General features: G+C 64.7%; 18 protein-coding genes and 3 pseudogenes. 9 read left to right on the forward strand and 12 right to left on the reverse strand.

Annotation, left to right across the window (positions count from 1 at the left end):
* The first annotated feature begins 281 nt into the window (after positions 1-281).
* Positions 282-719, forward strand: a complete 438-nt coding sequence (locus ABT061_RS20810; protein ID WP_350920075.1) for an NUDIX hydrolase — start codon at positions 282-284, stop codon at positions 717-719.
* An 831-nt stretch (positions 720-1550) separates the two neighbouring features.
* On the opposite strand, the gene ABT061_RS20815 is transcribed toward ABT061_RS20810, so the two are convergent.
* A complete protein-coding gene (locus ABT061_RS20815) occupies positions 1551-1880 on the reverse strand; it encodes a hypothetical protein (protein WP_350920078.1) in 330 nt (109 codons plus the stop codon).
* Between the two features lie 666 nt (positions 1881-2546).
* Here ABT061_RS20815 and ABT061_RS20820 point away from each other — a divergent pair.
* Positions 2547-3242 (forward strand): hypothetical protein, encoded by a 696-nt coding sequence (locus ABT061_RS20820; RefSeq protein WP_350920081.1) that lies wholly within the window; start codon positions 2547-2549, stop codon positions 3240-3242.
* 76 nt (positions 3243-3318) lie between these two features.
* Here the strand turns inward: ABT061_RS20820 and ABT061_RS20825 are convergent, their stop codons facing one another.
* Positions 3319-3486 (reverse strand): hypothetical protein, encoded by a 168-nt coding sequence (locus ABT061_RS20825; RefSeq protein WP_350920084.1) that lies wholly within the window; start codon positions 3484-3486, stop codon positions 3319-3321.
* 63 nt (positions 3487-3549) lie between these two features.
* On the opposite strand from ABT061_RS20825, the pseudogene ABT061_RS20830 reads away from it, so the two are divergent.
* Positions 3550-3885 (forward strand): annotated as a pseudogene (locus ABT061_RS20830) (WapI family immunity protein); the annotation flags it as partial.
* A gap of 1303 nt (positions 3886-5188) precedes the next feature.
* Here the strand turns inward: ABT061_RS20830 and ABT061_RS20835 are convergent.
* Positions 5189-5797, reverse strand: a complete 609-nt coding sequence (locus ABT061_RS20835) for a hypothetical protein (protein WP_350920090.1) — start codon at positions 5795-5797, stop codon at positions 5189-5191.
* 318 nt (positions 5798-6115) lie between these two features.
* Between ABT061_RS20835 and ABT061_RS20840 the strand changes: the two genes are divergently transcribed.
* Positions 6116-6436 carry a GYD domain-containing protein gene (locus ABT061_RS20840; protein ID WP_350920093.1) on the forward strand — a complete coding sequence of 107 codons (321 nt, stop codon included), beginning with the start codon at positions 6116-6118 and terminating at the stop codon, positions 6434-6436.
* 257 nt (positions 6437-6693) lie between these two features.
* Here ABT061_RS20840 and ABT061_RS20845 read toward each other — a convergent pair.
* Positions 6694-6948, reverse strand: a pseudogene (locus ABT061_RS20845) (DUF4326 domain-containing protein); the annotation flags it as partial.
* Positions 6949-7532: 584 nt separating this feature from the next.
* Between ABT061_RS20845 and ABT061_RS20850 the strand changes: the two are divergent.
* On the forward strand, positions 7533-7991 hold the full coding sequence (locus ABT061_RS20850) for a hypothetical protein (protein ID WP_350920096.1): 459 nt from the start codon (positions 7533-7535) through the stop codon (positions 7989-7991).
* A gap of 362 nt (positions 7992-8353) precedes the next feature.
* On the opposite strand, the gene ABT061_RS20855 is transcribed toward ABT061_RS20850, so the two are convergent.
* Positions 8354-9166, reverse strand: coding sequence for a hypothetical protein (locus tag ABT061_RS20855; protein WP_350920099.1), 813 nt, complete (start codon positions 9164-9166; stop codon positions 8354-8356).
* Between the two features lie 702 nt (positions 9167-9868).
* Positions 9869-10249: a hypothetical protein gene (locus ABT061_RS20860; RefSeq protein ID WP_350920102.1), complete on the reverse strand. Its 381-nt coding sequence runs from the start codon at positions 10247-10249 to the stop codon at positions 9869-9871.
* 221 nt (positions 10250-10470) lie between these two features.
* On the opposite strand from ABT061_RS20860, the gene ABT061_RS20865 reads away from it, so the two are divergent.
* The 3 genes and pseudogenes from ABT061_RS20865 to ABT061_RS20875 all read left to right on the forward strand — a co-directional run bounded on the left by ABT061_RS20865 (position 10471) and on the right by ABT061_RS20875 (position 13009).
* On the forward strand, positions 10471-11952 hold the full coding sequence (locus tag ABT061_RS20865; RefSeq protein ID WP_350920105.1) for a UDP-N-acetylmuramoyl-L-alanyl-D-glutamate--2,6-diaminopimelate ligase: 1482 nt from the start codon (positions 10471-10473) through the stop codon (positions 11950-11952).
* A 162-nt stretch (positions 11953-12114) separates the two neighbouring features.
* Positions 12115-12384: pseudogene (locus ABT061_RS20870) on the forward strand (hypothetical protein); the annotation flags it as partial.
* Positions 12385-12715: 331 nt separating this feature from the next.
* Positions 12716-13009, forward strand: coding sequence for an alanine racemase C-terminal domain-containing protein (locus ABT061_RS20875; protein WP_350920108.1), 294 nt, complete (start codon positions 12716-12718; stop codon positions 13007-13009).
* Here the strand turns inward: ABT061_RS20875 and ABT061_RS20880 are convergent.
* The 5 genes from ABT061_RS20880 to ABT061_RS20900 all read right to left on the reverse strand — a co-directional run bounded on the left by ABT061_RS20880 (position 13006) and on the right by ABT061_RS20900 (position 17757).
* Complete coding sequence (locus ABT061_RS20880; RefSeq protein ID WP_350920111.1) at positions 13006-13566, reverse strand: GNAT family N-acetyltransferase; 561 nt, start codon at positions 13564-13566, stop codon at positions 13006-13008. The genes ABT061_RS20875 and ABT061_RS20880 overlap by 4 nt on opposite strands.
* 199 nt (positions 13567-13765) lie before the next feature.
* On the reverse strand, positions 13766-14356 hold the full coding sequence (locus tag ABT061_RS20885; protein ID WP_350920114.1) for a phosphoribosylanthranilate isomerase: 591 nt from the start codon (positions 14354-14356) through the stop codon (positions 13766-13768).
* A gap of 51 nt (positions 14357-14407) precedes the next feature.
* On the reverse strand, positions 14408-16009 hold the full coding sequence (locus tag ABT061_RS20890; RefSeq protein ID WP_350920117.1) for a penicillin-binding transpeptidase domain-containing protein: 1602 nt from the start codon (positions 16007-16009) through the stop codon (positions 14408-14410).
* A 214-nt stretch (positions 16010-16223) separates the two neighbouring features.
* Positions 16224-17021 carry a PIG-L family deacetylase gene (locus ABT061_RS20895; protein WP_350920120.1) on the reverse strand — a complete coding sequence of 266 codons (798 nt, stop codon included), beginning with the start codon at positions 17019-17021 and terminating at the stop codon, positions 16224-16226.
* A gap of 364 nt (positions 17022-17385) precedes the next feature.
* On the reverse strand, positions 17386-17757 hold the full coding sequence (locus ABT061_RS20900) for a hypothetical protein (protein ID WP_350920123.1): 372 nt from the start codon (positions 17755-17757) through the stop codon (positions 17386-17388).
* Between the two features lie 105 nt (positions 17758-17862).
* On the opposite strand from ABT061_RS20900, the gene ABT061_RS20905 reads away from it, so the two are divergent.
* Positions 17863-18081: an integrase core domain-containing protein gene (locus ABT061_RS20905; protein WP_502991462.1), complete on the forward strand. Its 219-nt coding sequence runs from the start codon at positions 17863-17865 to the stop codon at positions 18079-18081.
* Between the two features lie 19 nt (positions 18082-18100).
* Here ABT061_RS20905 and ABT061_RS20910 read toward each other — a convergent pair whose 3' ends face one another.
* Positions 18101-19474, reverse strand: coding sequence for an aminotransferase class I/II-fold pyridoxal phosphate-dependent enzyme (locus tag ABT061_RS20910; RefSeq protein ID WP_350920126.1), 1374 nt, complete (start codon positions 19472-19474; stop codon positions 18101-18103).
* Positions 19475-19529: the final 55 nt, after the last annotated feature.

Here is a 19529-nt window from a genome sequence, read left to right on the forward strand (position 1 = left end):
GCTTCACGGTCGAGTGGGGGGTTCGGGGAAGTCGACATAGACGGTCTCCGTAGTGGTCGGAGACCCAGGTGTCAACGATGTTCGTCAGTTTTAGAGATTAGACGCAGCGGCGTTGCCGAATTGTTCTTGTGGAGATCAAGGGCGGCGCTCCGCGCCGCCGCGCAGCCCGCGCCCGCCCGCACGCTGCGCGTGCGGCCTGGGGGCCGTTCTCGCGCGCGACGCGCGCGGGCCGCGCAGCTAAGATCACGCTCCCCCCCCCCCCCCCTCAATCCGGAGCCTCCATGCCCACGAAGACCACACGCAGCAAAGCCGTCTGCTACATCGTTCGAGACGGCCAACTTCTCGTCTTTCGTCACCTCGACTCCAGCATCGAAGAGGACGGTATACAGGTGCCGGCGGGCACGATCCAGGCCGGAGAGGATCCGGAACACGCTGCCCTCAGGGAGGCGCGCGAGGAAACGGGCCTCACCGAGCTCTCCGTCGTCCGCAAGCTCGGTGTCGCCCAATATGACATCACGCCATACCGGCCCGAGATCCAACAGCGGCACTTCTTCCACCTCGCACTCCACCAAGAGACGCCAGAGAGGTGGCTGAGCCAAGAAGACCATGACGGCACAGGCCAACCGACCCGCTTCGAATGCTTCTGGATCCCACTCGAACAAGGTCATGTCTTGCAATCCGGCCAAGGCGCACTCCTCGCGAACCTTCTCGACGAGTAGGCGCCTCCGGCGGGGGCACTCCGGCTCCGGGATGATCAGGCGGGCGGGGTGTGTGCGTCCGCACGGGGTTCTCAGGCCGTGCCACTCGCGTGCCAGTAAGGCCGGGGAACAAGGGGGAATCACGGGGACTCACGGACAGGGCAAGACCGTCTCCGACCTGCACCGCAGCAGCTCAGGGAGCCGCGTGCCGCAATCTTCCAAACTGGTGGTCATGCGTGGAGCAGGATGTGCTGATCAAGCGCGTCGCAGCAGACATCGAAGCCGCTGTGCCGGGGGCATTCGACCTCGCCAGACCGTGAGCAGTAGTAGATGTCCGAGCAACCGCAGTCAGAGAACTCGGGTAGAGGATCGGGAAGACTGTTCTTGATCGTGGACATGCGTTGAGGATCCCACGTCGCGAGGAAGAACCGGGACGACCGCCGGGCCATTAGCGGGCCATTAAGGGCGGTCAACAGGGGGCAGTCACGGTCACTCGCGGGGAGCCCACCGCCCAGCTCAGGACCCGTACAACCCAAGATCAGACCGATTTGCAAGCAGGATGTCAATCACACAGTTCTGTGTCACGATCGCCAGTAAGTGGCTGATGGCGTGCGGCGGTTGGGGGCGATCGAAGGTCCAGGGCTTCGTTCCTCAACCTCGGCCCACCGGATTGCGTGGATCTCTCTGTGTTGCCCAAGCGAACATCGCCGATCAGCAGGAATCGTGTCTGCCCGCGTGACCCGCGTGATCTTGGCGGAGCACCCAAGCTGACAGAGCAATACATTCGGATAGTCGGGTTCCTACAGGTAGATGAGGTGCCCTGGCAGGGCGTGTCGATAGTCCCCAGACGTATCACTGGCAGTTAGTCGGATCTTGGCCCTGGCGGTCGAATTCTTCGCGTGTGATCACGACGTCCACCCAATCGCCCGACGAGCTCTCGTCGTACCGCTGGACCAGCACTGACCCTGGCTTCAGCGTTGCCACACTGTCGGCGGAGAAGCTGACTCCGTTGGTGTTTACCTGGTCGTAGCCTCGTCCTTGGTAACCAAACGCGTTGTAGAGCACCCCCGGGCGCAGCTCGAACGGTTTCGGTTCTACCGTCCAGCCGTCATTGGGGGCTTCCAGCCGGACGGATGCGCTCTGCCCGTCTAGAGACGGTGCGATGAAGTCCACGTCGTCCATGACCGTTGCGGCCGACGAAGGGCCGGGCCAGGTGTCCAACGGCCCAGAGGTGTCCTCGTAGTGAGAGACGTCTACACCCTCAGGGGCCGATTGGCCACACCATGCCAAGACGATGATCGGGTGCCCCTCGGCATCGACGCTGACTCCGGTCGCTCCGGCTATGGGAGGCGTGCAACTCGTAATGCTCATGATCCCGATGACTATTAGTATGATTCTGCACATGCGCCGCATATGCGCACGCTAAGTGGAGCCGACGCGGCGGCCACGGGATGTGATCAGATTGCTGTTCAACCGTAGTAGGGCCGAGCGGGGCCCGGCCGCAAGGTTGTTCTCGTCCTAGTTCTAGTTGCAGCTCTAGTTGCAATCCAGCGTCGTGCATGACCGTTCCAGGCGGTCCGCCGAGCTCTGTTGGTCCAGGTGGAACTGATCCGAACAGGCAGGATCAGAGCTGCTAATGCGGTTTGGGTAGTGAAGCGCGCCAGAGCACACCAGAGGCTCCACTAAACCCGGCACGGGTTCAGGGGACCTACGGATCTCAATGTCAGGCTGGGTCTTGCTCGCACAGCGCGGTGACCGATGGCGACGGAGGTCGTGGAGCCAGGTGCGCAGGAAGACCAGGCCGAGGGAGAAGTGGGCGAACCTGCCCACGGCTCGGATAATAGGATCATGGAGTCCGCTGAGGAGTGGGATCGGTGCTTGGGATGGACGTTCGAGTTGATCTCGGAGGATCCCGTTCGGCGTGAGCAGGCGCGCGGCCTGGTAGGGGTTGTTCAAGATCTCTATAGGGTGGCGCCGTACACCTACACCGAGACCGAGCGAGATGAATGGTTTTCGGCCGCTAATCAGGCAGTAGTCCTATACCTCGCTAAGGGGCGAGGAACGCTGCTAGATGCTTTAGGGGGATTCCATCCCGCTGAGTCCTACGCCGCTTGGGCTGGGCTCAAGTATGTCCTGCTCTATCTGGATTGGGAAAACCGGTATCCGGATGAGTGGATGCTTTCCGCTAGGAGCTGGGGGTTGAAACACAATGCGCTGGATACCCTGGCCAGGGCTCTGCCGTATCTGTCGACCGAGGTGATCGATCAGCTGGTCGACTTGATTTGTCGTGCCGTACGACGTGAACACCGTTGCGAGGATGCGGGGTATGCCGTACTGGCCAGGGCGGTCGGCGGCTTGCAGTTGCGTCGCCTTCTGCTTGAGATCGCTGATGATCCTGATGAGGGTTTCCGCTTACGGGCCCGGTATCTCCTGTGGTTGTTGGATCACCCTGAGGCGCCCAAGCCCAAAGTAAGTCAATGGAAGGCATGGCTGAGGAGCCAGGAGGCCGAGCCGGTGTTCGAAAGAGCCGAACCTGTCGCCTGAGCACGACGAGGGCGCTAAGGCTCCCCATACCCCTCGCGTGCCCGTCAGGAGGGTAAACAAGGGGGAATCACGGGACTCACGGGCAAGGAAAAACCGCCCCTGACATGGCCCGCAGCAGCTCAGAGGATTGCATGCCGAGATCTTCCAAACTGGTGGTGAAGGGAGAAGGCTTGATCTCCTGATGGACAATGGGCGCATGGATCATGCCGAGATCATCATCGGCCGGGGAACTGATTTCGACCACCTACTGACTCGCGTTCACGGCCGGGCATTCCCTGGCTGCACTGACTTCTAGGATGGGAACTGGCTTATCGCGCCGATCCAAGTGCGGGTCGGAGGGTTCACTGCTGAGATCGCTTCAGGGCTTCATATGAGAGAGCTCCGAGAGTTCCGCAAGGGCTTGGATCAGGTCTATGCCGAGATCAAAGGCCGCGCTCTTCTTTCATCGATCCAGCATTGGGTGGAACTCGCTGTCGAGTGTCACTCAACGGGTTCTCTCTCGATCTCAGGCAGTGTGGCTGATGACCCAGGTAGCTGGAACACCTTGCGCTTCGAGATCGGAGGCTTGGATCAGACGGATATCCCGGCACTGGTAGATGCGCTCAAGGCGGTTGAGGAACGTTTTCCGATGCTAGGGGAGTGATCATCCTGCTGGAAGCCACCATGGAAGCCACCTGAGCGGACGATCGCGAACCGAGCCGGAGGAAACCAAGTGCTCGCGCCATCGACGGTCTGTCAGGCGAACGGTTCGGATTTCCGTATAGATCGTTTGGCGACCTACGGATCAAGAAGCGTGCTTGTGGGATATGCGCGGGATGATCTTTCGTGGTCGAAGGCTAGGAAAATGCTTCTTCCCTGGCCAGGACCTCTGTCATCCTTCTGGACGCAGCCCTCTTGAAAACCGCCAGGGCTGGCGATGGTCCTCGTGTGTTAAATCCCGCAATCTTCGCTCAGCTTTAGAAGCGATGCCTGACCAAGGCTTACGGCCCGGCGAGGTTCAATTGATTGTTTCCGGTATGTGCCACAATCCTATGTTGCCGTAATTTGGACTCCAAGGTGGCAATCGGTCGTCCGTTCTCGGGAATTCCAAAAGCCCCATATGCCCAAGCCGGGTAGATGTACGCTGTTCCTGCTGAGGTATGGGACACCCATCCCGGACTCAAGGCGTATCAATCACCTTGGTAGTCAACCCAGGTCAACCCAACTGCTGATCGATCCAAACCAACACGGAACTAACCCAGGATCGTTGGGTGTGTCTGCGACCCGAGCCCTGAATTGATCGCTTTGCCCCTCGTGGCCTCAGTCGTCCGCGGCCCACATGGGCCGAACCTTCCGTGTTGGGATTGGATGGCATGCTCGCTCAACCCGTGTGGTTGCGGCTTCTAGTCGCAGCCCTGCTAGTCCTGCCCTTGCTCTGCATCGTTCTATTGTCTGCTCCGACCTGGGCGCTGCTGCCCTTCCTGGCCGAGGACAGACGTAGAACGGTGCTTACGTTCGTTGACCAGCTTACGAAGTGGGCGAGAGCGATTGGAGGGGGACGGAACTAGACACGTGGCAATGCCCCGCAAGCTACCAGCCTGCGGGGCATTTTTATTGCACCGAGAAGGACGGGTTGCACTACCTGATGGAGTTGACCCCGTTCGGTGGACGCATCAAGATCCGTTCGGGCGTCGGGTCACCATGTGAGCGCGAGGTACGCGTGCAATATGTGTGCAATGATCAAGACCGTCGCTGATGCAGGGAGAAGCGTTACCGCAGATCGGGGACCATAGATCGCCGGGAACGGTCACGGGCTGTAAAACCGCTGCAGGCACTGCCGGAAGATATCTCGAGCGCTGTCTACCTGGCTTTGACCTGTCATCCCTCGAAGTGGACATACGCCACGGTGCCAAGAGCAGGCAAAACGCCCATATGTGGGGGGTGGACGAGCCGACTCAGCTTCTTGCCTACATCATGCCACCAAGCCTCCGGAGCTTGTCATCAAGGGAGCGTAGGACGCCTGGGAGCGTCTCTGCTGCGTACGATAAGGAGGCCGCAGTTCTGCTGAGGTTGTTTCCGTCGAACACTTCCGCTGCATAGGCGAGGCGACTCGCTGTGAGATTGTCGACCCCTACTGGGGCATCGTTCATCACTGAGATGATCTGCCTCAACTCCTGCAAGGCATCTATATTAAGGCTACCCGTCCGTTCCAGCTGCTCAGCGATGCGCTCAAGGCGAGTTACGGGCGGCTCGAATGCCTCTACTAGCAAGGCTTCGATCAGGTCGTCGGTCATAGGGTTCCTGATGAGAGCAAGGTGTTTGCCGTGCTCTCCTTCATGCTTGCGTTTCCATTCAAACAGGAGCTCGGGCGGGTAGAGATCCGCGCCTGTCTTCTTGTCATCAACCTCCGCATGATGCGCCAGGCATAGAAGTATTAGATTGCGAAAGGAGTCCCTTTCCTGCTCCTCTTCGGGAGTACGGCAGGGGCGATGACGTGCGGATCCAGGTTGCACACCGTAGATGTGAGCGATCTGGGCGTTCTTCTTGTAAACGCCAGGCCTGACTTCGAAAATCACTGGAAAGGGGCAATCCGGGGCATAGCATCGTCCGTTACTAAGCGCCCAGAGCGCCGCCTGTATGGCGGGCTGGAATGTTCCTTCGCTTGTCGCGCTTTTCGACCACGCCCAGAGACTAAATCGCCTGACCGGCTTCGTGAAGACGGCCGACTCTGCTGATTGAGCAGGGTGCGCTGCGAGCTTCGCAGCGTAAGGCTGCGACAGGGGAAAACCAGTACAGCGGGTGGGATTACCGTCACCCTAAGTCGAGAACTTCAACCTCGTGACCGCAATGGCCGCCCCAGCGCAGGGTGGCGGCACGAGAAGGGGGACTCGACCATGCCCAAGTACCTGATTCAGGCGACCTACACCGCAGATGGCCTCAAAGGAGTGTTGCAAGATGGCGGCACCGGACGCCGGCAAGCGGTGGAGCGCATGGCGGAAAGCGTCGGCGGGCGGGTCGAGCAGATGTATTTCGCGTTCGGCGAGACAGACACGTATGTGATCGTCGACCTGCCGAGCAATGCGGCTTCGGCCGCTCTGGGTCTCACAATATCGGCCTCTGGGGCGGTACGAACGAAGACGGCTGTCCTGCTGACGCCAGAGGAGATCGACGATGCCACGCGGATGGAGGTGGCATACCGGGCTCCTGGCGCGTGACAGCCGGGTGATTGCGAGCGCCTGGACTGCGGCTTGTGCGGCTGCTGCCGGGATGGGGTCGGGCGTCGTCGTCTCCGTTCGCGATCTCCAGCAGGACTCGTGCATGGCACCAGTCGATCTCTCCCGGCTCGGGGAGCGGACACCAGCAGGCCAGGCCCTTGCCATCGGGATCGCGCCGGATCTCGTCTTTGCTTGGGTAGCCGGGTAAACCGGCGCCATACGCGACTGCGGTCCGGAAAGTCGGTGACTGCGTGTCGGCGGCGGACAGCCACAGATCGGAAGACCGGCTCACCCTCCCAGTCATGGACGATGGGCCGGTAGTCGCTCCATCGGAACGGGTTGTCCCACTTGGTCGGCCGGCCAACGTACACGGCACCCTCGGGCATGCGCCAGCCTCTTGTGCACCGCCTCTGGATGCGCTTCGGCTCTTCGGGTCTCAGCCAAAACCAAGATCCGGGATATGTGCGGGATGATCTTAGGTGTCGGGTAAGAGGCGGGAACCGTACGCGCAGCTCGGAGGATGTTGCTCGGTTGAACCTTGATCCGCTGTAAAACCGTCGGCGATTTGTGTCGCCCTTACAATCGCCCGATGTCGGCTGGTCTCCGTACGCGGTTTAGGGCGGTCGACGATGCGCGCTTCATCCCTCGGTACGGCTCGCTACCAGACAGGCGCGACCTGCCCGGTTTGCATACCTACGGTGTGGACGTGGCCCAGCGCGAGGTAGACCGAACAGTTCATGCTCCACCACGGCCCGACTAGCGGGTATGCGGAGAGTGGTACCGCGTCACCTCCCGCAGGCAAGGTGGGCCGTTTCACTTTCGGGCGATGCGGATGGACACGGAGCTGGGGGCGAACGTCAGGATCACCGGTCACTGGCGTTCGGGAGATTGGCATCCGGGTGAGACGCTTGAACTCCGGAGACGTAAGGGATGCAGACTCGCGATCATGGGTGCTCAGATGGAGTTGGCCCCTAATGAGATGATCGAGCGCAGAGGACGACGAACCCTCTTGGTGCCGGAAAACCGGTCGCTCCAACCGTGCGGCTGCATCTGGACAGTGCCTTCAAACGAATGGATGCGGGCGAAGATCGCATAATTGGGAGACCGGGTGGATTGGGGAAGCATTCAGCATGACCCGGCTGGGTGTGCCGACCAGGTCGACGCCGCCTTTGATCGAGGCGATCCCCTGGTCGGGGTGGCCGTGATCGGCTTGTCCCTGTGTCATGACGACGCCGAGGTCATCGCTCCCCGGGCTCGCAGAGCCATCGCCTCCGGCGAACAACAGCTTCGCTGCCAGGGGTTGACCGCCGTGTCACACATGGTCCGCCGTACCGGTGAGATCGATGACATGACGCTGGAGACTCTCCGGCCGCTTCTGCACGACCTGAACCCTGTGGTTCGCGAACACGCGGGCAGCATCGTCGCCGATGTGTGGATCTTCGTCCCGCATCCCCGTCTACCGGCTTGGTTGAGCAGGCGACAGAGACTACAGAGCATCAAATGGTGGTTCGTGATGAGGTGGACCGACATCGGCCTGTACTTCCGCCGACCTTGAACGGAGGCCACCTGCCGTTGATCTCGCGAAAAGCGCTTTTCAAGATCCGGAACATGTACGGATCGACCTCTCCTCTCCAATGAAGGTCACCTGATTTACCAGCAGGTCAACGTGCCGCCAAGCCAAGAAGCAGCGTTCCACTTCTAATCCGATGCCCTCCTGCATGGAGGTGATGCAAAAGAGTGTGTGAGAAGGGCGGGGAACTCCACAGAGCACCTCCCAGAGGACCCTCAGGCTTGGCTGTGCCGAATACGTGCTGAAGTCCCGTGAGATCGCGAGCTGATGGGAGCGTTTGTGCAGGTAGAAGGCGCGTCCAGCGGTGGCGGCCGAAGGGAATGACGTTCACCGATCGGCGGAGAGGTTCAGGAGACGGAGCGCTTCTCTGGGGGGTTCCTCCAGTCGTCTGGCCCCGCCGTCTCGTCAGCGGAAGGGAGCGCAATGTCGGTCTCGGCGCCCCAGCCGGTCAGGCGGGCGTCGACGACATGGAAATCCGAGATGTCGACGCCGTTGACCTTGTCGACCCATTCGGTCCAGGAGGTCCGGACTCTACGCACCAGATGGTCCTCGCCGAGCCAGAGCCGCCAGGAGAGTTTGATCTTTGCGTACTTCCCGGTGGGCTTCCCGTCGTGTTGATCGCGGAACGCAGGAGACACCTTGTAGAGCTCAGCGAAAGTGAGCGTCCCCTGGTGGATCGTGGTGCGAGTGCCGTCGTAGACGCCTCCTGGGCGCTTGACCTTGGCTGTGGCCAGCACCGCTTTCAGCGCGGCCGGATCGGCGAGATCGATCCCGGCGGACTCCAGGAAGGGACGAGTCTTCTCGTCCTCGAAGATGAGGACCCAGGTCTTTCCCTCAGGAACGATCCAGTGCCCGCCCTGGCCATACGTCTGGCCCTTGAACGTGAGGTATCGATAGGGAGAGCGAGGATCATCGGGGTCGTTGACGTCTCTGACGTCAGTGGCCGCCACCGTGCCCCCATCGAAATCGGCGAAGGTCTTCTCCCGATAACTGTTTCTCTCCCCGCGTCTCCACCAGGTGGTGACCTCTGACATGGTCACGCCCCGGTTCTCGACGAGCTGACGCCTGAGCGCGTCGGCCGGGCCGGTCGGCGCCGTCTGAGCGTCCGCGGTGGTGCCGAGTCCGGTGACCATGGCGGACACGGTCAATGTGACAGCCATCGTGGCAGCCCATCGCCTCATCTGAACTGTCCTTTCTCTCGATCCTCCCCAAACCGAAAAGGCACCGCGTAATCTTCACGCCCCGAGGTCTCTTTTTGATCACCGGGTCAGGGGGCGTCGGCGAGCCGACCGGCCCGGCGGACGGCAATGAGGCACTTGACACGCTCGGCTCCTCGCCGGTGATTCCGCCGCGGCGCGGCGTGCAGGTATCCACAGGCCGCTCCGACGGGACATCACTTCCTGCGCAACGCACCGGATAGCCCCGGTGGAGCAACGCTATGTCGAATGTGTGCTGAAGTTCTGTGCAATCGCGAGGCTTCAGCATCGTTTGCCCAGGTAGAGAGCATGATCGCCGGTTGCGGTGAGCGGGACTCATAATCCCCGGCCCATGAGGGGTTCCGTTCCTTGCGCCGCCTCATCGAATGATGGATGCACTCCGGCCGAGAGTGGCCAGCTCTGCGTGACTAAGCGCGTGACAACCATGGCGAACGACGGCGGACTCTCACGGTCCTTCACAGACCGCTCTCGCAGGTGGGCCCCCACGACGGTGCTGAACACAAAGGTGTTTTGACTGCTTGCGGAGCAGGAGGCCGCTGGTTCGATTCCAGCCAGAGGTGCCGCGAAACACAAGGTAGAAGGCCGCTCCCGACCTCCGGGAGCGGCCTTCACGATCCTCTGAGTGACTAAGCTTCTGGATCATCGTCAAAGATGCGGTCCATCGCGGTGGCTCCACCTTGAAGAAACTGATGTTCCCCGGCGCGGTTCAACTTTGACGGTACCCACTGGCGTCCATGGGGATTCCAAAACCGTGCGGTCGTCGCAAAAGGCCAACAACAGCCAGTCCGGCCAACCGCGTTGATGCACCTCGTGCGGGTCGACGTCGAGCAGCTCGGCCATCGCCAGCTGAGCAGTCATCCACGGCACTGTCCCCGCGATCCACCGCGAGAGCTTTTCTTTGCGGGCGGCTAGCGCGCCCTCTCCCCGAGCGCGGTGACGTTCAGCGACCCGCCGTAAGAAATCTTCCGCCGTCCAGCGCTTGCGGGTAAGCAGCGTGGGCAGCGAGTGACACTCCACGGTGTTCACAGATGCGTCGTCCCCTCTGGTCAAGGGCCGGCCCCCAAGTGTGGTGCCGTATACGGGTGCCGGGAATAGCGCCGGGGTAGGAAGCAACACAAGGCAACCGCTCGGCAACGCTAACTCTCTTCATCACGAGCCTGCGATGAGCGACCGTAAGCCCACCAGCGCGTTACCTGGGCATTGCCTTTCCTGCCCGACAGGCTGACGCAGAAAGGAGGGCGCCACCGGTGAAACTGAGCGACCTCCTCGCCGACCACGACCACCGCGTGATCCAAGGTGATCCCACGGCGACCGACGTCCGGGCCGGTATCGCCTATGACTCACGGCGGATGACCCCCGGATCGATGTACATCGCCATGCGGGGCTCCCGCGCCGACGGTCACCGGTTCATAGCCGACGCCGTGGCGCGCGGCGCCGTGGCGGTGCTGGTCGACCGCCCGATCGACGACAACGTGCCGCCGCACGTGTGTGTGGTGCGGGTGGCAGACACCCGTGCAGCGGTCCCCGTTGTAGCCTCCAGGTACTTCGGTGAACCTGCGCGTGAACTCGCCGTCGTGGCCGTCACCGGCACGAACGGCAAGACGTCGGTGTCCTACATGATCGAGGAGGTTCTCCGCACCGGCCTGAAGGTGCGGGCCGGGGTCATCGGCACCGACGGGTACCGCGTCGGCCACGAGACGATCAAGGTTGACCGGACGACGCCCACCACTCCGGAGTCAGTGGACCTGCAGCACATCCTGCGGCTTATGCGGGATCGCGGCGCAGGCACAGTGATCATGGAGGCGTCGTCCATGGCGCTGACGCTTAACCGCGTCGACTGCGCTGACATCGACGTCGGCGTGTTCACCAACCTCACGCCTGATCACCTCGACAACCACGGCAGCATGGAGGAGTACAAGGCCGCGAAACTGCGGCTGTTCGACCAGATGTGCTACTGGGCGGTAGCGAACGCCGATGACCCGGTCAGCGCGGACATCGCCGCGTTGATGCCAACAACGACCACCACGTTCGGCATCGACAACGAAGCGGATTTCCGGGCAACCGACCTGGTGATCGGGCCCGCCGGCACGCGGTTCGCCCTGCACCACGACGGCCGCTACCTGCCCGCGACGGTGCCGATCCCGGGCCGGTTCGCCGTACACAACGCCCTGGCCACCGTGGCGACCTGCCACCTGCTCGGCCACGACGTGCACGCGGTCCTCGACGCGCTGGCGTCGCTGCCCCCGATCCCGGGCCGGTTCGAAACCTTCCAAACCCCCAGCGACGTCTCGGTGATCGTGGACTATGCCCACTCGCCCGACTCCCTGGAGAAGGTGCTGACGACGATCAGAGGATTCGCCCGCCGCCGCATCATCACCGTCCTCGGCGCCGGCGGAGACCGCGACACAACCAAGCGTTCCCCCATGGGTGAGATCGCCGGCAAACACTCTGATCTCGTAGTGGTCACCAACGACAACCCGCGCGGCGAGGACCCCGAGGCCATCGCCGACCAGCTCATCGCCGGCGTCGCGCAGACCGATACCGAAGTCGAGCGGATCCTCGACCGCGAGGCGGCGATCCGGCGGGCGCTGACCGTCGCCGAACCCGATGACACCGTGCTGATCGCGGGCAAGGGCGCCGAGACGTACCAGGTCATCGGCGCGATGACCATCCACTTCAACGACATGGAGACCGTGCGGAAACTGACCGCGGACCTGTCAGCCTCCTAACGCTCGCGCCCGCTCGACGCGGAAGCGACCCCCTCACCTCGTGCCCGCGGCGGCCCTGTAACGAACGGGCCGCCGCCCCGGCCCCACCCCTCGCCGGGCCGCTGGCACCCCCCTTTTTTCGCCTGCTGGTTTCCTCCCGGCCTCTCCCCCTTGGGACGTCCTGTGTTCCTTAACCATGCGCGGATTCTGATCATCGGCTTAGGGATCAGCGGTGAATCCGCGGCGGCCATCTGTGCTTCCCGCGGATCCCAGGTCACGGTCACCGATACGCGTCGAGCCGCCCAGCTCCACCCGGCACTGCTGCGGCTCACCCAGTACCCGATCTCCTACCACCTCGGCGGCGAGCCGCCCGAGTGCGCCGACTACACGCTGATCATCCGTAGTCCCGGGGTACCGCGCGACCTGCCGGTCCTCACCGGGGCCCACTCGCGCGGCATCCCCGTGTGGAGCGAGATCGAACTCGCTCACGCCCTGTGCCCGGCCCCGATCATCGCCATCACCGGCACGAACGGGAAAACGACCACGACCACCCTGGTCGACTACTACAACGATTCCAAGGCGACGAACCCGTGGTCGACCCTGCACGCCCTCGACGCGTTCCCCGGCCGAGCGGTGGTCCTGATCACCGGCGGCAAGGACGACAAGCACGCCGACATGGATCCCCTGGCCGCCGGCCTGGCCGGGCGGGTACGTCAGAGAGGCTTCCGCGCTGTCCTTGCGGCCGGTGCTGTCTGTGACGTCCTACGTCGAACACCTGGCGTGCGTGCCGCCGGGCACGCCCATCGGATACGGATCGACCTACCACACCACGACCCCGACCGTGATTGCCGTGGTGCCGGCGGGCTTCGCCGACGGCGTTCCCCGGCAACTCGCCGACGGTGGCCGCATGCTGATCTGCGGCTGCTACGCCCCCGTCATCGGCTGCGTCGGCATGACGCACCTGACCGCCGGTGTCCGTCAAAGCGGAGCGAGCTCACCGGTTGATCTCATGCGCGTGTGGAGGACACGAGGGAACTGGGAGGGGTGCGGGTCACCCACGCCCGAGTCCGGGGTCTAGCGGTCGATCCGGTAGACGTAGTGGGCACGGTCGTCGATCGGGTTGTCCGGTTCCAGCTCACCCTCGGCCACCCGGCGCAGCCCGGCCTTCTCCAGCGCCCGCCAGGACGCGCGGTTGGCCGCCGACACCGGGACCAGGACGCAGGAGGCGGCCGGGAACTCCGCCCAGGTCCGCTCGATGACCGTCCGGATCATCAGCGTCCCGAGGCCGCGTCCGACCTGCGCCGGATCGCCGATCAGGTAGTCGATGCTCATCGCCCCCTCGGGGACGGCGACGATGGCTGCCAGCTCGGCGATGTACTCGGGGTAGTCTGCGTACCTCGACCGCTGGACCAGGCCGAGCGGCCGTCCGTCGAGAAAGACCAGCAGGTCTTCGGACGGCTCCTCTCCCCTGGCGGCGGGGCCGAAGTCGCGGGCCACCGCCTCAGGAGAGGTCTCGTGGTGCCACCAGCGGGCCACGTGCGGCTGCTGCAGCCACTCGCGCAGCAGCGGGAAGTCCTGCTCGGTGAGGCGACGCCAGGTGACCGACCGGTTGCTCCTGGGTTCCGGACTGGGCATGATGCCGACGGTAGCAATCGCCTCCGACCGCCGGCATCTCATTTCCTCGGTGGTGCCGGGTGACCGGCCCCTTCTCCACGGTGACGTGCAGCACGACCACTGCCTCCTGGTCGCCCTCCCGATCCTGCGGAAAGAGTGGCACGCGTGGACGAGTCGTTATAACGGGCAACCTGAACGACCAACAAGAATGACGGCGGCTCTACCCCGCGCGGGCGGCGGTGATGAAATCCCTGATGAGCCCGGAGTCCTTGACCCCGGGCGCGACCTCCACGCCGCTCGACACGTCGACTCCCCAGGGTCGGGCCGCGGTGATCGCCTCGGCCACGTTCGACGGGGTCAGGCCCCCCGCCAGCAGCCAGCGGCCCTCCGGGCGCCCGCGCACGGCCGCCCAGTCCCACGGCTCCCCCGAGCCCGGCCTGGGCGCGTCCACGATGAGCAGATCCTCGTCGAAGGCGCCGCAGCGCAGGTCGGTGCTCGCGGCCCCGGCGCGGACCAGCGTGACGCCGAGGTCCTTCAGCGCGGTGAAGTCCGCGTGCGGGTGCTCGCCGTGCAGCTGGACGGCGCGTACCCCTGATTCCAGGGTGGCCGCCCTGACCTCCTCGGTGGGCTCGCCGGCGAACACCGCCACGGTCAGCACGTGCGGGGGGACCGCCGAGGCCAGCTCGCGCGCCCGCGCCGGGGTGACCCGCCGCGAGCTCCTGGTGAGAACGAATCCGATGGCGTCGGCGCCCGCCTCGACGGCGGCCGCCACATGTCCGGGCTCACGCAGCCCGCAGATCTTCACATACACCCTCCGTACGTTAGCCCGTTCTCCGCCCATGGCCGGTTGCCGCCTCTGTCGTCAAAGGGCGTTCAGGAACCTCGCGGCGATCGGCGCCGCGATCGCGCCCCCGGCTCCGCCGTGCCGGACGAACACCGCGAAGGCCAGGGAGCCCCGGTAGCCGATGAACCAGGCGTGGTCCTCTCCGTTCTCGACCTCGGCGGTACCGGTCTTGCCGGCGGTGTCCGGCGGGAGGCCCGCCCCGGCGGCCGTACCCCGGCTGACCACGGCGCCCATCATCGTCCGCAGGCCCGAGGCCACCTCATCGCCCAGCGGCACCGGCGGCGGCGAGTCCGCGGGGGGCTCGGCAGTCGTGATCGCGGGTCTCCACACGCCGCTCGCGACCGCGGCGGCGACCTCGGCCATGCAGAGCGGGCTGGCCTGCACCGAGTTCTGGCCGATGGCGTCGGAACCCAGCTGGTCCGCGCTCTCGTACGGCTGGATCCGGCAGGAGCTCAGCCCCGGCTTCTCCCGGAACCCGAACCGGTCCGCCGCCTCGGCACGCAGCCGGTCGTCGCGCAGCCGCTCGTACGCCTGCTGGGCGAAGGTGGTGTTGCAGGAGAGCGCGAAGGCCGTGGTGAGGCTCACGGTGCCGTGGTCGACACCGTCGGAGTCGGTGAAACTCCGGCCGTTCGGAATCGTGTAGCCCGCCGGGCAGGCCACCTGCGACTCCGGAGTCATGCCGTTGTGCAGCAGCGCGGCCGCGGTCACCACCTTGAACGTCGAGCCCGGCGGGTAGAGGCCGTTGAACGCCTCCATGCGGCCCAGCCCGTCCGCCACCGCGCGCACCTGGCCCGTCTTGACGTCCACCGCCACGATCGCGGCGGGCTGCCCGACACCGTCCAGGGCGCGGGCGGCGGCGGCCTGGACCGGCTGGGAGATCGTGGTCTTCCTCCCCGAGGGCGGCCGGGGCGGGGAGGCCAGCAGCACCCGGCCGGAGCTCTCCTCCTCCAGCTTCACATCGAGGACCGTGTCGCCCAGCCCGGTGAAGTAGTCGCCCGCCCTGCTGTCGCGGGGGAACGGCACCCCCTCACGGGTCAGCGTGGCCGGGCGCCGGACCTCCGTCTCCTTCAGCACCAGGCGTCCGCCGTCCTTGAGCGCCGGGTGCATCGTCTCCGGACTCCAGAGCACCTTCCAGGTGTCCGCCCGCATCACCAGGCGCAGGACCGAGGTGAACGGCCAGCGGCCCAGCCCCGCGACCTCCCTCACCCCGGTGAAGGACAACTCGGCCGCCTCGCTTTCGCGGTGCAGCTCGCCGGGGGTGAGAGAGGACAACGAGGCCCGCAGGTCGGCGTCGAACCTGCGGTGCCGGTCGGCGAAGTCGGCCGGGGGGTCGGCGACCAGGTCCACCATGGCGGCGAGATCACCGGCCTGCCAGGCGGTGAGGTATCTCGCCCCGGCCTGCGCGGGACCGTCCTGTGGGTTCGGTGTGACCGGGGTCGGTGTGACCGGTGCCGGATCGGACAGGGTCAGCTTCGGGTCGGGTCGCGGCTCCTCGGTGGGCGTGGACCGCGGCGACGGCGAGGCCACCACGGCCCCCGGTGCCGCCATCACCCCGTACACGCCGAAGGCGACGATCGCGACCGCCGAGGCGGCCAGCACGAGGAGCCGTCGATCCCGCATAACCGTTTACTCCCCTGGGTTTCCACGGTTGCTCACCAGCGAAAAGATCGTAAAGGTGATGACCAGTGGCGAACCAGGCTTTTCTCGACTTCGGTACCGGAGCGTGGCTGGCGGAGACCTCGAATCCTCGCCGGTTCCGCGACAGTCGCTCCGGCCGAGCCCGCGGCTGGAGATCGAGGGTCACTCGACCGGGTGAACGTTTCCGGCCGGCGCGCTAACGGAGACCGTCGAAGAGATCGTCCTCACGGTCGGCTGCGGCCGGGACGCGGTTGAGCCGGCGAATGAAGGACTCCTGCGCGAACGCCCGGTGCTGGGCCTCGGCGGGCATGCGCAGCAGGAAGATGTTCTCGCCCTGGCTCGCGTGCGCCTCCAGCGCCTTGCGCTTGCGCTCCACCTGGTCCGCCACGTCGACCACGGTGGTGATCTGCTCCTCGGGGACGCCGAAGTCGTCGGGAAGTTCCAGGTCCTCGGGGGCGGCACCGGTCGAGCGGAGATAGGCGAACATCTCGGCGATCCGCTCGCGGGGCACCGCCGTGTAGTAGAGCTTGCCGGGAATCCCGCTGGCCTCGGTCGCGGCGACCGCGATCCGGTGAGCCTGGATGTGGTCGGGATGGCCGTAGCCGCCGTTCTCGTCATAGGTGACGACGACCTGCGGGCGGTAGCGCTCCATCAGCGCGACGAGCCGGCCCACGGCCTGCTCGAACGGCACGTTGGCGAAGGCGTCCTCGGCCTCGTTCCCGGCCCAGCCGACCATGCCCGAGTCTCGGTAGCCGAGCAACTCCAGGTGGGAGATCCCAAGGTGGGCCGCCGAGGCGCGGAGCTCCTCCAGCCGCAGCACGCTCACCGCCGCCTCGTCATGGCCGGGCTCCCCGGGCTTCGCCCCGCCAGGCGCGTCGCCCTGCTCGCCGTTCGTGCAGGTGACCAGGACGGTACGGATGCCCTCGTCTGCGTACTTGGCGAAGACACCGCCCGTGCCGAGCACCTCATCGTCGGGATGGGCGTGAACGGCCATTAACGTCAACTCGTTATCCATGAGTTTCGACCCATTCGTAAGGAACAGCCTTGCAGACCGGCCCACTCTACGGCGACCACCGGGGAGCCGCGATTGATAGGCGGGGCACCGAAATCAGCAGGCGCCTTCGGCCCTGATGCAGCCGACCGGCAGCAGCCGGTCAGAGCACCGGGACGATGTCTAGATCATGCGGGATTGAGGAGCGTTAACAACCGTGCCACCGGCGTGACCTGCCGGGCGGATCTTCGATATAAGCAGCACCGACGCGTTCGCTTTCACCGTCAACATGCCCCTGGCCGGCAGCCAGCCAGAAGACCGCCCCCGCCTCAGCCGGAGCGGCCTGGGGAACACACGTGTCGTGATCCTATGCGGGGCCGCGTCTACGCCCACGACGCGACCTCTCCAGGCAGGCCCGCAACCGGCCGCGGGAACCATCCGGCCTGCCCACGACGTCCCGGACATAGTCGTCGAGGAAAACCGTGAGCACGTCCGCGGCGTGAGCGGTGTTGGACTGCCCGCCGGTCGACGCGACCTCGGTGAACAGCTGCTGGTCTTCGGGGTGGGCGACCTCTCCGGCCAGCCGCGCCAGGATCGGCAGCCGCGCCTCCGCATCCTGTTTGTGCACGCCGAACGTGTCCAGCGACGCGACAGCGGCCCGCCGGCCGCCGACATTCTCGGGCAGGCGGACCCGCACGTCGCAGTCACCGACCCGCACAATCGCCAACGTGTTCGTCATCGCGCCCCCTCCTCGAAACCACCGTGACCGCCCGGGATCGGCCACGACTCCACGTCGAAGCCAGGCACCTGACCAGGGCGGCAGCAGGCACTCGAACGGCATGGGATCCGGAGGTCGGCGGGGAGAGGCGGGATATGTTTCGATAATGCGATGTCCGAATCATTCTTCGAAAAGCTGAAGACCGAGATGGTGCGTCATCGGCCGTTCGCTGCTCGCGCGAAAGCGCGCCGTGCCGTCATTCAGTACGGCGAGGGCTTCTACAACTCCCGTAGACTGCATTCAGCGTTGGAGTATAGACCGCCTGTCGAAGTGCTCAACGAATAGCGTGGCGGCGCGATACGGCTCATTTACTCCGGCGCCCGGAAAACATAGGGCCGGTCAGCCCGAAATCGGAGGCGCCGGCGATCGCATCTGCAAAAAAATCGGCAGACCGGGCGGCCACGGCGCCGTTCACGTGAATGTGTCCCGGAGCGGCCGGCTGCTTGCGGAACAGAAAGCCAGGGAGTATGGAGACGCCCTCTCGGGCTAAGCGTGTGCAGACCGAGTGCTCATCGGGAATCGGTACCCAGACGCTGATGCCGGCATTACTTCCGATGTCGAATCCACGCCGCTTCAGCGCATTAATGAAATCGGTATGCCGTTGCCGATATGTAGTGGCGGCAGCGGCGACAGTTGCCGTAGACGCAGCATCGGTGAGATGAAACGCGAGGGAATTTTGCAGGATTCGACTCACCCACCTGCTGGAGTAAGTGATCTTGAACCACATTCGCTCGATGTGGTCGTGGGCACCCCCGACAACCGCAACTCGCAAGTCGGTTCCATGCGAGAAGAGGAAGTTCTGGATCTGGACGAGCTGTGCGCCCAGATAAGGACCCAGTGACGGTATGCCGTCTTCCGCGAGGAAGGGCATGACGACGACCTCGATGACGGTGAGGGACGATCCCGCGAGCAACGTGGCCGCGTTCTCTATCCAGGCAGGGGTGACCGACCGTCCCATCGGAATCTGCCCGAAGGGTTGGTAGAGGAACGCGCTCGGCTTGTCGGCCAGAGCCCTCGCGAGAACATCGAGATCGGGTCCATCGGGGCCGTAAGGAATGGAGACGGGGGTGGCGCCGACGGATTCGACGATATCGAAGAGACGGGGAAACGACGGTTCCTCGATCATGACGCGATCACCCGCCTTGATCGATGTGCCGAGGGCGAGATCGACGCCGTCCATTCCGCCGTGTACGACCAGGAAGTCCTCCGCGTGGAAGGGCCAAATCGGTTCGATGGCGTCACGAAGTTCAGGAGTGATCAATTCCGGGTCGAGCGAGTGCAGTCTGGGTGTCCGTATCGCCGAGAGCAGTGCCGGCCGCGGGTCGGGAAGCAACTGCGAATCGTAGTTGAGGTTCCCCAGGTCCACAGGCATCCCGGTGCTCGCCCGCAGCATGCGCTCGAGCCTCGACGCGCGAGGCGTCGACGGCGGTCCGGTGACGATGGTGCCGCCCCTTCGTCGCGTCTCGACGACGCGGCGGTCGGCGAGCATGCGCCAGGCCTGGGCGACGGCCGACGGGCTCATCCTCAGTTCATGGGCCAGTTCGCGGATGGTGGGCAGCCGCGTCGCCGGTGGGATCTCGCCCGAGGCGATGAGTTCCAGCACCGTCCGTGCCAGTACGTCGGTGCTGTGCAGCGGTGTCCGAGTCGCGATGAGCCGGCGAAGCTGGTCGGACTCCACGCTTCCTCCGTCCGTTCTGGTTCGGGCCCTCACTCGAGGATTTCGGACGATGAGA

It is taken from the genome of Streptosporangium sp. NPDC002544 (assembly GCF_040295965.1).
GTDB lineage: Bacteria > Actinomycetota > Actinomycetes > Streptosporangiales > Streptosporangiaceae > Streptosporangium.

Bases quoted from the DNA above. Each gene is read 5' to 3' on its own strand.
- ABT061_RS20815 (WP_350920078.1), bottom strand. From the start codon at position 1,880: ATGGACGACGTGGACTTCATCGCACCGTCTCTAGACGGGCAGAGCGCA.
- ABT061_RS20900 (WP_350920123.1), bottom strand. From the start codon at position 17,757: ATGACGAACACGTTGGCGATTGTGCGGGTCGGTGACTGCGACGTGCGG.
- ABT061_RS20890 (WP_350920117.1), bottom strand. From the start codon at position 16,009: ATGCGGGATCGACGGCTCCTCGTGCTGGCCGCCTCGGCGGTCGCGATC.
- ABT061_RS20855 (WP_350920099.1), bottom strand. From the start codon at position 9,166: ATGGCTGTCACATTGACCGTGTCCGCCATGGTCACCGGACTCGGCACC.
- ABT061_RS20840 (WP_350920093.1), top strand. From the start codon at position 6,116: ATGCCCAAGTACCTGATTCAGGCGACCTACACCGCAGATGGCCTCAAA.
- ABT061_RS20810 (WP_350920075.1), top strand. From the start codon at position 282: ATGCCCACGAAGACCACACGCAGCAAAGCCGTCTGCTACATCGTTCGA.
- ABT061_RS20895 (WP_350920120.1), bottom strand. From the start codon at position 17,021: ATGGCCGTTCACGCCCATCCCGACGATGAGGTGCTCGGCACGGGCGGT.
- ABT061_RS20820 (WP_350920081.1), top strand. From the start codon at position 2,547: ATGGAGTCCGCTGAGGAGTGGGATCGGTGCTTGGGATGGACGTTCGAG.
- ABT061_RS20880 (WP_350920111.1), bottom strand. From the start codon at position 13,566: ATGCCCAGTCCGGAACCCAGGAGCAACCGGTCGGTCACCTGGCGTCGC.